Source organism: Corynebacterium sp. HMSC072A04 (genome assembly GCF_001809235.1).
Lineage (GTDB): Bacteria > Actinomycetota > Actinomycetes > Mycobacteriales > Mycobacteriaceae > Corynebacterium > Corynebacterium hiratae.
On record NZ_KV796796.1, the window covers coordinates 77,254 to 89,438 of the forward strand.

At 63.8% G+C, this 12,185-nt stretch carries 10 protein-coding genes; 3 read left to right on the forward strand and 7 right to left on the reverse strand.

All coding sequences use genetic code 11. From position 1 onward, the window contains the following. Positions 1 to 79: 79 nt before the first annotated feature. The 4 genes from HMPREF2565_RS08595 to HMPREF2565_RS08610 form a co-directional block, all read right to left on the reverse strand. The gene (locus HMPREF2565_RS08595) at positions 80 to 1,303 is read right to left on the reverse strand and encodes a pyridoxal phosphate-dependent aminotransferase (RefSeq protein WP_010188626.1); all 1,224 of its coding nucleotides are present in this window, start codon (positions 1,301 to 1,303) and stop codon (positions 80 to 82) included. A 10-nt stretch (positions 1,304 to 1,313) separates the two neighbouring features. Next, complete coding sequence (locus HMPREF2565_RS08600) at positions 1,314 to 1,925, reverse strand: DUF1707 SHOCT-like domain-containing protein (protein WP_371441009.1); 612 nt, start codon at positions 1,923 to 1,925, stop codon at positions 1,314 to 1,316. A gap of 19 nt (positions 1,926 to 1,944) precedes the next feature. Then, positions 1,945 to 3,174: a cation:proton antiporter gene (locus HMPREF2565_RS08605; RefSeq protein ID WP_070517702.1), complete on the reverse strand. Its 1,230-nt coding sequence runs from the start codon at positions 3,172 to 3,174 to the stop codon at positions 1,945 to 1,947. A 69-nt stretch (positions 3,175 to 3,243) separates the two neighbouring features. Next, complete coding sequence (locus HMPREF2565_RS08610; protein ID WP_071407157.1) at positions 3,244 to 6,132, reverse strand: (Fe-S)-binding protein; 2,889 nt, start codon at positions 6,130 to 6,132, stop codon at positions 3,244 to 3,246. Between the two features lie 112 nt (positions 6,133 to 6,244). On the opposite strand from HMPREF2565_RS08610, the gene HMPREF2565_RS08615 reads away from it, so the two are divergent. The 3 genes from HMPREF2565_RS08615 to HMPREF2565_RS08625 are packed head-to-tail and all read left to right on the forward strand — an operon-like array spanning position 6,245 to position 7,872. Continuing rightward, positions 6,245 to 6,817 (forward strand): DUF6230 family protein, encoded by a 573-nt coding sequence (locus HMPREF2565_RS08615; protein ID WP_049154769.1) that lies wholly within the window; start codon positions 6,245 to 6,247, stop codon positions 6,815 to 6,817. Further along, a complete protein-coding gene (locus HMPREF2565_RS08620; protein WP_232745439.1) occupies positions 6,807 to 7,271 on the forward strand; it encodes a DUF6114 domain-containing protein in 465 nt (154 codons plus the stop codon). The genes HMPREF2565_RS08615 and HMPREF2565_RS08620 overlap by 11 nt, the downstream gene beginning before the upstream one ends. Then, positions 7,264 to 7,872 carry a hypothetical protein gene (locus HMPREF2565_RS08625; RefSeq protein ID WP_232745435.1) on the forward strand — a complete coding sequence of 203 codons (609 nt, stop codon included), beginning with the start codon at positions 7,264 to 7,266 and terminating at the stop codon, positions 7,870 to 7,872. Before HMPREF2565_RS08620 ends, HMPREF2565_RS08625 begins: the two co-directional genes overlap by 8 nt. Positions 7,873 to 7,874: 2 nt before the next feature. Here HMPREF2565_RS08625 and HMPREF2565_RS08630 read toward each other — a convergent pair whose 3' ends face one another. The 3 genes from HMPREF2565_RS08630 to HMPREF2565_RS08640 form a co-directional block, all read right to left on the reverse strand. Further along, positions 7,875 to 9,812: an ABC transporter ATP-binding protein gene (locus tag HMPREF2565_RS08630; protein ID WP_071407158.1), complete on the reverse strand. Its 1,938-nt coding sequence runs from the start codon at positions 9,810 to 9,812 to the stop codon at positions 7,875 to 7,877. Then, the gene (locus HMPREF2565_RS08635; RefSeq protein WP_071407177.1) at positions 9,813 to 11,531 is read right to left on the reverse strand and encodes an ABC transporter ATP-binding protein; all 1,719 of its coding nucleotides are present in this window, start codon (positions 11,529 to 11,531) and stop codon (positions 9,813 to 9,815) included. Between the two features lie 163 nt (positions 11,532 to 11,694). Beyond that, on the reverse strand, positions 11,695 to 12,111 hold the full coding sequence (locus HMPREF2565_RS08640) for a methylenetetrahydrofolate--tRNA-(uracil-5-)-methyltransferase (RefSeq protein WP_071407159.1): 417 nt from the start codon (positions 12,109 to 12,111) through the stop codon (positions 11,695 to 11,697). Between the last annotated feature and the right edge of the window lie 74 nt (positions 12,112 to 12,185).

Consider the following 12,185-nt stretch of genomic DNA (forward strand, 5'->3'; position numbering starts at 1 on the left):
AGGGATTCTGCATGCACGTTTGTGTTGTGCTTTCTTTGCGCCGTGGGCCCTATCGCGCGAAGTTCAGGTATCGGCTGTGCTACTGGCGGTAGCTCACCAGGAAGTTGCCGAGTCGCTCAATCGCGTTCTCCAGCTGCGAGGCCCACGGCAGCGTGACCACGCGGAAATGATCCGGCGTGGGCCAGTTAAAGCCGGTGCCTTGCACCATGAGGATTTTCTCGGCGCGCAGGATGTCGAGCATGAGCTTCGAGTCATCGTGAATCTCATAGACCTCTGGGTCCAAGCGCGGGAAGCAGTACAGCGCGCCCATCGGTTTCACCACGGACACGCCGGGAATCTCGTTGAGCTTCTCGTAGGCAATGTTGCGCTGTTTGAGCAAGCGCCCGCCCTCACCGGTGAGTTCATAAATGGACTGTCTTCCGCCCAGCGCGACCTGAATCGCGTGCTGCGCCGGCACATTCGGGCACAGGCGCGTGCCCGCCAACAAATCCAAGCCCTCGATGAAACCACGCGCATGGGACTTCGGGCCTGTCAGCACCATCCAACCGGCACGGTAGCCGGCCACGCGGTAGGCCTTCGACAAGCCGTTAAACGTAATCGTCAGCAAATCCGGCGCCAGCGAGGCAATCGAAATGTGCTTCGCACCGTCATACAGAATGCGGTCATAAATCTCATCCGCCAGAATCAGCAGGTTATACTCGCGCGCCACATCCACGATTTTCTGCAGGGTCTCACGCGAGTACACGGCACCCGTCGGGTTATTCGGATTAATGACCACAATGGCCTTGGTCTTCTCCGTTACTTTCGCGCGAATATCTTCAATGGACGGATTCCAATCATCCTCCTCATCGCACAAATAGTGCACCGGCGTGCCACCCGCCAGCGACGTCGCCGCCGTCCACAGGGGGTAGTCAGGGGCGGGGATGAGAACCTCGTCGCCGTCGTCAAGCAGCGCCTGTGTCACCATCGAAATCAGCTCGGAGACGCCGTTGCCCAAGTACACGTCATTGACGTCGAAGCTGGGGAAATCCTCCAGCTCATAGCGGGTCACAATCGCGCGCCGCGCCGGGATAATACCCTTCGACGTGGAGTAGCCCTGCGAGGTCGGCAGCGCCGCAATCATGTCGCGCATGATGACATCCGGCGCATCGAAACCAAACACCGCCGGGTTGCCGGTGTTGAGCTTCAGAATGCTGTGCCCGTCGAGCTCCATGCGCTCGGCTTCCGTGGAAACCTCGCCGCGAATATCGTAGGCAACGCCCTGTAGTTTGGTGGATTGATCAAAAATCCGGTTGTGAGTCATGCCGGATATGTTACTTCTGGTTCCACTCTTTCAGCTTGCGTTTGGCAAGATTCATCGCATCCCCGGTAATTTCACTTGCTTGGCGACGCCTCTCCGCCCACTGCGCCTGCTCCAACGCCCGCATCTGTGCGCGTTCTTCAGCGCCGGCGGCCTTGAGCTCGCGCATGCGCTGGCGCTCAATCTGCCGCGCGGAGGGCTGGTGCCAGGACTCGGGGCCCACCTTGGCCACGTACAGCATGATCCACAACGCGGGGATGAGGAAAAGCAGGCCGGTGCCGGTGAGTGCGGCGGTGGCCCCGGACAGGGTGGCGAAGGATGCGATCGCTCCGAACAGTAGCCCGAGGGAGCCAACCAATGCGGTGGCCAAGCGGGGTTTCCGGGTTGACTGGTAGGCGCGCGCGACGTCGCCCTGGGAGTAAATCTTCAGCTCGCTGCTGGCCTTGGTGGGGATATCCATGAAGACTTCTGCCAGCTCGCGGCGGGTAGTGGCGCGCATGACGGCGTCGGTGCGGTCCTCAAACTCATCCATGGTCAGGCGGCCTTCACCCAAGGCCTGGGCGAGGTCGTTGACGGCGTCGGTCCGTTCGGCGTCGGAAAGCCGCATGCTGAAGGGATTAGTCACGCCCTATATTCTAGCAGCCCTATTCTTCCGCCTTGGCGGGCTCTTTTCCGCGCACGAGGCTGGAGAGGAACGGGAAGATTGCAACGGTGAGTGCGCCGCCGGCGATGAAGATGGAGGCCATTTCACTATCGACGATGCCCGAACCCACCGCAAGCGTCATCACCGCCACGATGATGGGCAGGCCGGTCGCCGCGTAAAGGGCCACCTGGATGCGCTCGCGGGTGGTTTCGACGTCGGAGCCGGTCTGGTGGATGTTCTCGCGCAGGAACACCGGCAGGCCGCGGGTGACCAAGATGAGCAGCGGAATGCCGAGGACCTTGAGGGGTTCGTCCACGATGACTTTCCAGTCAATCGCCATGCCAGAGACCACGAAGAAGACGGGGATGAGCATGGAATAAAAAACGACGTCGAGGCGGTTCTCCAAGCCCTTATGGAACTCATCGGGAATGATGCGGTTGAGGATGATGCCCGTCGCGAAGGCGCCTAGGACAATGTCGAGTTCGAATACCGCCGTCACCGCCATGAGGATGGCCAGCATCAGGATGATGAGGCGCATGATGGTCTGATTGGTGGAGCCCGCCCCGGAGATGAAAGCGTCCTTGAACCACGGCATGAGGGTAGTAATGGCGAAGGGCATGACGGCGACGGCCACGGCAATGCCGATGAAGGCGAGAAGAATCAGCATCGTTGTCCACGTGGAGCGTGTTCCCAGCAGGAGTGCCATCGCGGTAATGGGCGCGACCTCACCGATTGCGCCGTGGATAACCACGGAATCGCCTACTCGCGTGCCCAGGAGCTTGTCCTGTTTGAGCATCGGCGTGATGGTGCCCAGGGCGGTGGAGGTCAAAGCGATGGCCATGACGATGGCGCCGGGGATGTCGTCCATGAGGAAATAGGCGCCGACGCCACACGCCACCACGCAGAGGAGCCACGTGGATAACCCTGTGGCGGCTTCCTTCGATTTCAGGGCGGCGAGGTCAATTTCGAAACCTGCAAGCAGGAAAAGCGCACCAACGCCAAGCTCCTTGAGCATCCCGATGCCGGGGTCCTCGTGGGCCAGGCCCAACATCGACGGGCCGATGAGCATGCCGAAGAAAATAAGCAGCGCCACGGCCGGCATCTTCTTGCCAAGCGCATGGGACACCAACGGCGCCAGCAGCGCCACCGCCATAATCCATGCGAAGGACACCAGCGAGTCGGTGTAATTATTTTCGCCCGAGGCGAGGACGTAGGTCACGTCAGATTGCATGGAGTAGAGCGTACCTGTGCGAAACCAGGCATGCCTAGCTCACGCGGCGCTGCTGTGGTTGACGTCGCACTAGTCTTTGCTTTCCGACGCCCCCTCTTCCGACACGCCTGGCGCCTCCGGAGCCTTCGGCACGGCGCCCGCGTTTGGTGCACTCGGTGCTGTTGGTGCAGGCGGTGCCTTCGGCACCGAAGGAGTATCCGTGGGTGCTTGCGGTGCGTTTGGTGCAGCGGGGGCACTGGGAACGCTCGACGCTGGTGCCGCCGGTGCACCGGGAGCGCTTGGCGTTGTTGCAGCCTTGGGTGCCGCCGGTGCAGTCGGTACAGCTGCAGCGTTTGGCGACGATGGTGCACCGGGCGCCTGGGGTGCGGCTGGTGCCTGCGGTACAGAGGCTGCGTTCGGTGTCGGAGTGTGTGCAGATGGAGCTGCGGGTGCGTCTGGCACGGACGGTGCGGTAGGTGCTTTGGGAGCACTCGGCGCTGTAGGAGCGGTTGGAGCTCCTGCGACATGTGGCGCAGCTGGGGCCTGCGGTGGACTGGGAGCTGTTGGAGCAGATGGACTCTGTGGTGCACTGGGAGCAGAGGGCGCTTGTGGCGCAGATGGAGTCGAGGGTGCTGCAGGCGTGTTCGGCGCGCTGGGGGCAGTCGGCGTTGATGGTGCCTGCGGTGCAGCGGATGGAGCCGTTGGCGCGCTCGGCGCGGCAGGGGACGTTGGCACTGCCTGTGGTGCGCTGGGCGCGGCAGGTGCTTGCGGTGCGCTCGGCGCAGACGGAGCTGCGGGCGCGCTGGGGGCAGTCGGAGGTGTCGGCGCCGCAGACGTACTTGGTGCAGCGGTGGGGGCCTGCGGAGAGCTTGTTGGGGCAGATTCCGCAGCGAGTGTTTCCGGGGAAGGTGCGGTGGAATCTTCCACGGGCAGGCGGCGGGGAGTGTCGAGGAAGGCCTTCTCGCGCGGGGCGGGAAGGTCGCCGGAGGGGGCAATGGCGTCGCGAAGCATGAGCGCCACATCGCTGACCTGTGTCTGCGGCGCGATGGACTTCACACCACCCGTCAGCATGACATTGCAGAACGGGCAGCCCGTCGCAATCTGCTCGGCACCGGTCGCCACGGCCTGCTCCGAGCGGAACTCGTTAACTCGCTTGCCCTGGTTTTCTTCCATGAACATGCGCGCGCCACCGGCACCGCAGCAGAAGGCCTCGTCGCGGTTGTGGTCCATCTCCGCCAGCGTTGCGCCGGTCGCCTCGACGAGTTCACGCGGCGGGTCGAAGACCTTGTTGTGGCGGCCCAGGAAGCACGGGTCGTGATACGTGACGGGTCGGCGGTTCTCCGGGGAACGCGGCACCGGCACGAGCAGCTTCTCCCGCACCAAACGGTTGAGCAGCTGCGTGTGGTGCAGCACATCAAAGTGGCCGTCGAAATCGGGATACTCGTTGCGGATCGTGTTGAAGCAGTGCGGGCACGTCGTGATGATTTTGCGCTGGCCTTTGGGGACGCCGGCGAAGGCGTCGTTAAGCGTGGCAACATTCTGCTCCGCCATCACCTGGAACAGGAACTCATTGCCAGCACGGCGCGCCGGGTCACCGGTACAGGTCTCGCCCGTGGCCAGCACACCGAACTTCACGCCCGCAGTGTGCAGCATGTCCACCACCGCGCGCGTCGTGGCGCGGCCCTTGTCGTCGTACGCACCCGCGCAACCGACCCAGAACAGGTACTCCAGGTCCGAGAAATCAGTGGCGTCCTCGCCGATGATCGGCACCTCAATGCCGTCGGCACGCGCCTCATCGATCCACGCGCGGCGCTCCGAAGCGTTGCGCCCCCACGGGTTGCCCTTCGTCTCCATGTTCTTAAACAGCCCGGTCAGCTCCGACGGGAAGTCGGACTCCGCCAGCACCTTGAAGCGACGCAGGTCCGCCACGTGGTCGATGTGTTCGATATCCACCGGGCACTGGTCAACGCAAGCACCGCAGTTGGTGCAGGACCACAGGACGTCATCATCAATCGTGCCCGCCATCGCCAGCACGTTGAGCCCCTCATGCGGGTTGTAATTATCCAGCGCGCTCTGGCGCAGGTCCATCATGAGCTTCTTCGGGCTCAGCGGCTTCTCGGTGTTCCATGCGGGGCACAGGTCCTGGCAGCGGCCGCATTCGGTGCAGGAGGAGGCGTCGAGAAGCATCTTCCAGCTTCCCGGTTCGAGGTCCTCCAAGTCCGGCGTGGGGAGAGCGCCCAGCGCCTTCTCGCCGTCGGCGTTGCGCTGGAAGAAGATGTTGAAGAACGCCAGGAAGCGGTGCCACATCACGCCCCACTGGAAATAGTGGGCGATGCACGCGATGAACACCAGGCCCGTCAGCAGCTTCACCAGGGCAAAGAATTGCACCATGCTTGGCGGCGCCGGCAGCACCCCCGCCACACGCATCGTCAAGAAATCAGCCCACGGGGAGCCACCGCCGTACGTGGCGATGGCGGCGGCCTTGACGGCGAGCATGCCGAGGCCTTCGAGGAAGACGATGGCCTCCACCAGGCGTGCCGGGAAGACCTGCGAGTTGTAGAAGCGGCTGCCGCGATCGGTGTGGCCGAGTTTCAGGCGCACGCCGATGAGGAAGCAAATGCCGAGCACGGTGCCGATGGCGAGGACCTCTTCGATGAAGTGGTACACCGGCCAGTCGCTGAGCCACGGCCAGCCCTTATCGGGCGCGAAGGTTTGAATATAGGCCTCGAACCACACGATGGCGCCAAAGAGGAAGCCCACCATGACGAGCCAGTGCGCGGCGTTGACCAGCGGGCGGCCTTTGAAGTGGGTATGGCCGAAGACTTCGATGAGCACGCGACCAAGGCGCGCCAGGGGCCGGTCGGTACGGTTCAGCTGCGTGGGCCCGCCGGAGCGGATAAACCGAAACAGCGCCGTGAGGCGGTAGAAAAAGTACAGCCACACCGGGATCGATGCGGCGATGGCAACCCAGCCGAACATGCGCGCTCCTTTAATTGCTGCTGTGCGTGCCTCCTACCTTAAATCCCCCGGCCCCAAATCAGTGAGTCAGCATTCAGCTATCATCTTGAGGGCTAAGAATTCAGGAGGCGTTGTGGGCAGAATCAATGTTCCGAAGGCCGCGGTGGGCCTCGTTGCGGGCTTCGCAGCATTCGGAGTGGCCGGAGTTGCGGTTGCGCAGGGCGGTCTGACGGCGAATCTGGCGCTCTCGGGTACGTTCTTCAACGTCAACATTCGTCACTTGGAAGGCGATGGCTTTTCCTTGTTTGTGGATAGCGACAAGAAGGGCGAGGAGGATGTTCCCACCGCGCGGCTGAAGATGGAACACGCCGTGGCCTCGGATTTGTGTCTTTATGTCACCACTGACCTGCCTGCGGTGGGGGAGTCCACGCTCGCGCTCAAGGCGAAGGGCGATAACAGTGTGGAGGCCACTGGTCTCCTCGTTGGTGCGTCGAATATCGAGGGCTCGCTGGTCATGCAGGACGCGAACGTGGGCATCGACGCCAGCCAGCTGTCCCAGTCGGCCGACCCGGGGACGTGGGGCCTCTATGCCAAGCAGGTTTCGCTGACTGCCGACGACGTGCGCGCCACCTCCATCGGCGCGAAGACGCTATCCGCAAAGAATGTGGGCGTCTCTGTGGAGCGGGGCCGCGGCAATGTCTGCTGATCACGCTAGGGATTCCGACGCAGCACTGCATGGAGCAGAAGCGCCGGATTCTCTCGATGTTGACCAGGCTGTAGCTCCCGCGGCAGCCACAGGCGGGGCGTGGGGGCGGTTTAAGACGTGGCGCGCCGGGCGGCCGTTTATTCCGGGGCTGCTGCTCATTCTTTCGGGCATCGTCATCGCTATGCCGGCCTACTTCACGGTGCAGATCTCGGACCTGCTCGTCATGATTTCTACCGTGTCGGGTGTGTCCACCCTGCTTATCGGGGCGTTGCTGGTCATGTTTGGCCTTGGCGCGTGGTTCCGTCCCACCACTGCGACGTACCTGGGGGTACTGGGCATCATCGTGGCGGTCATTGCGCTTCCCACCTCCAACTTGGGAGGCTTTCTCATCGGTTCGCTACTCGGCATCATCGGCGGCGCGCTGACCTTGGCCTGGGAGCCTAGCGATGGCTAAGCTCCGTCGTTTGCGTTGGCATCAGAGCGTGGTTCGCCCTGCGCGCGTGAAGGTCGGGGTAGCCGTGCTCAGCGCGCAGATCCTGGTGAGCAGCGCGGGACCAGTCGGGGCGCAGGTTGCCCCAGCGCAGCCTTATTTTTCCACCGTGCGAGCGGACGAGGTGACTCTGACGGGGAACGTGAAAGCCACATTGGGTACGATGCCCGCCCGAGACGGCGAGGTGCGCGTTATCGAGCTCACCGGCGAGCGCCTTGCCGTGCGCAACCTTGCCATCACGCTGCCGGGCAACGCCGGCGATGGGCTGCTCACCACCGGCGGGGCCATAACGACGGTGGAGCCCGCGCGCATCGTGGCGACGTCCCTGACCTCCACGCCCACCGTCGAAGGCGCGCGCACCGTGCCCGTCACGGCAGACCTCACCGGCGGTGACATTCATGCCGTCCTCGACCAGCTCGGTATACCCCAGCCGAATCCTGTCCCAGACGCCGAGCTTCCCGACGCCCTCATGGAACACCTCTCCCTCACCGACGTCACCCTCGAGTTAGCAAACCTCACGGGTGACACGTTCTCGGCCCCGATAATGTCCGTGACGGTCGACTAGCGTTAGTCCTCGCGGAACTGGTGGAGGCGCCAGTAGGCGCCTTGGGCGTCGAGAAGCTCGGCGTGGGTGCCTTGTTCGACGATGCGGCCTTCTTCCATGACGATGATGAGGTCGGCGTCGCGAATCGTGGACAGGCGGTGCGCGATGATGAAGGACGTGCGGTCCGCGCGCAGCGCATTCATGGCCTGCTGAACGAGCACCTCGGTGCGGGTATCCACTGACGAGGTGGCCTCGTCGAGGATGAGCAGCGCCGGCTGGGCCAGGAAAGCGCGCGCGATGGTGATGAGCTGGCGCTCGCCGGCGGAAATCGCGCCGCCATCCTGGTCAATCTTGGTGTCATAGCCATCGGGGAGGGAATGGACGAAGCGGTCCACGTAGGTGGCCTTCGCGGCGGCGATGACCTCCTCGTCGGTGGCGTCGAGGCGGCCGTACCGAATGTTGTCCATGATGGTGCCCTCAAAGACCACGGCGTCCTGCAGCACCATGCCCACCTGGGAGCGCAGCTCGCGGCGCGAGATCTGCGCGGTGTCCACACCGTCGAGGCGGATGGTGCCCGAATCGATGTCGTAAAAGCGCATGATGAGGTTGACCAGCGTGGTCTTGCCAGCACCCGTGGGGCCGACAATGGCCGCGGTCTGGCCGGGCTCCACGCGCAGGTTGAGGTCCTGGATGAGCGGCTTGTCGGGGTCATAGGAGAAGTCGACGTCGTCGAACTCCATGAGCCCCTTCGCACGCCCACCCAAGCGGGAGGTGGACTCCTCGGCGGGCTCTTCCTCGGCGTCGAGGAATTCGAAGACGCGCTCTGCCGAGGCCACGCCCGACTGCACCTGCTGCATCATGCCGCCCAGCTGGCCCAGCGGCTGGTTGAACTCGCGCGAGTACTGGATGAAGGCCTGCGCGCCGCCCAACGTCAGCGTGCCGGAGGCCACCTTCAACGCACCCAGCACCGCGATGACCACGTAGGACAGGTAGGAGATGAACTGCATGATCGGCATCATCATGCCCGCCAGGAACTGCGCCAGCGAGGCGGAGCGGAACAGCTCCTCGTTGCGCTTATCAAAATCCTCCGTCATGGAATCGATACGTCCGAAGACAGTCGCCAGATCGTGGCCGGAAAAGGCTTCCTCGACCTGTCCGTTGAGATCACCGGTGGCTTTCCACTGCGCCTTGAACTGCTTCTGCGCGCGCGAGCCAATCACCGCGATGACCACCGCGGTCAGCGGCAGCGCCAGCAGCGCCACGAGCGCTAGCTGCCAGGACACGGTGAACATCATGACCGTGATCCCGATGACCATGAGCAGGTTGTAGAACAGCTGCGAAATGGCCTGCTGCAGGGCGGACTGGATGTTGTCGGCGTCGTTGGTGGTGCGCGAGAGGAGGTCGCCGCGCGACTGCGTATCGAAGTAGTTCAGCGGCAGTGCGTTGAGTTTGGCCTCGATGCTCTCGCGGAGGTCGAAGACGATCTTCATGACCATGGAGTTGAGCAAGTAGCCCTGCCACCACTGGAAGAGCGAAGACACCACGTACATCGCAATCACGATGCCAATAATCGTGCCCAACGTGGAGAAGTCGATGCCGAAGCCCGGGTTCAAGTCCATGGCTGAGGCCATGTCGGCGAACTTATCCTGCCCGCCCGCGCGCAACGCCTCGATGGCCTGCTCCTTGCTCATCCCAGCGGGCAGCTGGCGGGAAATGACGCCGGAGAAAATGACGTCGGTGGCCTTGCCCATCACCTTCGGCGCGGCCACGGCGAGGAACACACAGATGATGTTCATCGCCGCAATCGCAAACAGCTGCACCTTAAACGGCGCAAGCAGACCAAAGAGGCGCTTGGCGGAGGGCCAGAAGTTCTTGGCCTTGCGCGGGGCGTTCTCGCCGGTCTTCTCCTCGATCTCGGCAGTGGTGTCTTCACTCAACGTAGCGTTATCCTGCTCAGCCATTTATGCCACCTCCGAGGTCTTCTGGGATTCCACAATCTCGCGGTACGTCTCGGAGGACTCGAGCAACTCCCCGTGCGTGCCGCGGGCTACGACGCGCCCGGCGTCCATGACCAAAATCTGGTCGGCATCCACAATCGAGCTCACGCGCTGCGCCACGATGATGGTCGTTGCCTTGGCGGTGTACTCGCGCATTCCGGAGCGCACCGCGGCATCCGTCAGTACGTCGAGCGCGGAGAAGGAATCATCAAAGAGATACACCAACGGGCGGGCGACGAGCATGCGCGCGATGGACAGGCGTTGGCGCTGGCCGCCGGAGACGTTGGTGCCGCCCTGCGCGATGTGCATGTCGAGGTCCTCAACAAAGTCAGCTTGCGCCACGCGCAGCGCGTTCCACAGCTCCTCGTCGGTGGCCTCCGGCGCACCCAGGCGCAGGTTGGAGGCCACGGTGCCGCTAAACAGGTAGGGCTTCTGCGGGACGAGTCCTACACGCTTGACGACGTCCTTCCGCGCCATGTCGGCGATATCGGTGCCGTCGAGAAGCACTCGGCCCTCGGTGGGGAGGTAGAGGCGCGGGATGAGGGAGAGCGCGGTGGTCTTGCCGGAACCGGTCGCGCCGATAAGCGCGGTGGTGGTGCCGGGGGTGGCGGTGAAGGAGACGTCGTGAAGCACGGGCGCCTCGGCGCCGGCGTACTGGAAGGAAACGTTGTCGAATTCGACGACGCCCTCGGAGCGCTCCGGGGTGTGGGGCTGGTCCGGCTCGGTGATGGAGGGCTCGTGCTCGAGGACGTCGGTGATGCGGCGCGCGCAGATGACCGCACGCGGGAGGATCATCGCCATGAAGGTGCCCATCATGACCGCGGCGAGGATCTGCAGCAGGTACTGCAGGAAGGCGGTCAGTGAGCCGACCTCCACGAGGCCCTCGTCCACGCGGTGGCCGCCGAACCAGAGGACCGCGCCCGTGGCCACGTTGAGGATGACGGTGATGATGGGGAACATGAGGATGAACAGCTGGCCCACCTTGAGGGAGAGCTCCGTGAGGTCGCGGTTGGCGGTGCGGAAGCGCTCGGCTTCGTGCTCCTCGCGGGTGAAGGCGCGGACGACGCGGATGCCGGCGATTTGTTCGCGCAGGGTGCCGTTCATGACGTCGAGCTTGCCTTGCCAGGCGCGGAAGAGCGGCATGAGCCGGACGATGATGAGGGAGATGGCGGCGAGCAGCACGATGACGGAGACCGCGACGAGCCAGGACATGCCGGCGTCTTCGCGGATGGCCATGATGACGCCGCCGATGGACATGATCGGTGCGGTGACCATGAAGTTGAGCATCATCATGTAGACCATCTGGATCTGCTGGACGTCGTTGGTGCCGCGGGTGATGAGGGTGGCGGTGCCGAAGTTGCTCATGTCCTCGGCGGAATAGCGGGTGACGCGGCGGAAGATGTCGGAGCGCAGGTCGCGGCCCAGACCCATGGCGGTGCGGGAGCCGAACCAGATGGCGGCGATGGCGGTGAGGACTTGGACGAAGGCCACGATGAGCATGATGCCGCCGGTGCGCCAGATGTAGTCGATGTCTACTTGGGCCACGCCCCGGTCGATGATCTTCGCGTTGAGCGAAGGCAGGTAAAGCGTTGCCGCGGTGGATAGCGCCTGGAGGAGCAGCACCGCGATGACGTAGCCGGTGTACGGCTTGGAGCGGGATAAAAGGATGCGAACGAGTTCCATGTGCCAGCGTTTCGTGCGTGTTGGCGGCCGCGCCGGGCCGCTGGAGAGCATTGACCGCGCAAGTCTATCCCGCTAGACGCGAGCGCGTCTAGCGTGGGTATCGGCAGCAGGCTTCCCTTATGGCTGCGCGAGCGACTAGCTCGCGCGCTCGCGCGCCCGCGCGCTAGAAGCAGACCGGCGCGCGCTGCGCCTGTGCCGTCACGGCGGCCCAATCCTCGACGTCGTCGATGGGGCGGCAGAGGCCTTCCCATGTCGTGATGGCCACGCCGCGGGCCATGAGCTCCAACAAAACCAGGTGGCGGTCGCCGGAAGCGGAGAGCTGGTTGAGGTCCGTGTGGTTGATGTCCGCGTCCGGTCCAGAGCCCACGCGGACGTTGCCGATGAGTCGCAGGCGCGGCGTCGTCCCCTTAGGGCACGGCGAGGCGGCGGATTCCGCGCCGGACAGTCCCGCGAAACGGCGCAGCAAACCAAACGGCGCGGGGCGCTCGCAGTAGAGGTCCACGCACAACCCGGCTTTGATGAGCCGCTCGGCGGTGGAGAGTGCTGCGGGGCCGTCCCCGACGATGGCAACACGCTGCATGAGAACCCCTTCAGTTCGCTAGAAGTAGACTATCCAGTCTGTAAATCTAGTCCGCTCGGTTCATTCTGGCTAAT

Excerpts from the sequence above, each read along its gene's own strand:
- HMPREF2565_RS08595 (WP_010188626.1), bottom strand. The coding sequence starts at position 1,303 with ATGACTCACAACCGGATTTTTGATCAATCCACCAAACTACAGGGCGTT.
- HMPREF2565_RS08605 (WP_070517702.1), bottom strand. The coding sequence starts at position 3,174 with ATGCAATCTGACGTGACCTACGTCCTCGCCTCGGGCGAAAATAATTAC.
- HMPREF2565_RS08610 (WP_071407157.1), bottom strand. The coding sequence starts at position 6,132 with ATGTTCGGCTGGGTTGCCATCGCCGCATCGATCCCGGTGTGGCTGTAC.
- HMPREF2565_RS08620 (WP_232745439.1), top strand. The coding sequence starts at position 6,807 with ATGTCTGCTGATCACGCTAGGGATTCCGACGCAGCACTGCATGGAGCA.
- HMPREF2565_RS08625 (WP_232745435.1), top strand. The coding sequence starts at position 7,264 with ATGGCTAAGCTCCGTCGTTTGCGTTGGCATCAGAGCGTGGTTCGCCCT.
- HMPREF2565_RS08630 (WP_071407158.1), bottom strand. The coding sequence starts at position 9,812 with ATGGCTGAGCAGGATAACGCTACGTTGAGTGAAGACACCACTGCCGAG.
- HMPREF2565_RS08635 (WP_071407177.1), bottom strand. The coding sequence starts at position 11,531 with ATGGAACTCGTTCGCATCCTTTTATCCCGCTCCAAGCCGTACACCGGC.
- HMPREF2565_RS08640 (WP_071407159.1), bottom strand. The coding sequence starts at position 12,111 with ATGCAGCGTGTTGCCATCGTCGGGGACGGCCCCGCAGCACTCTCCACC.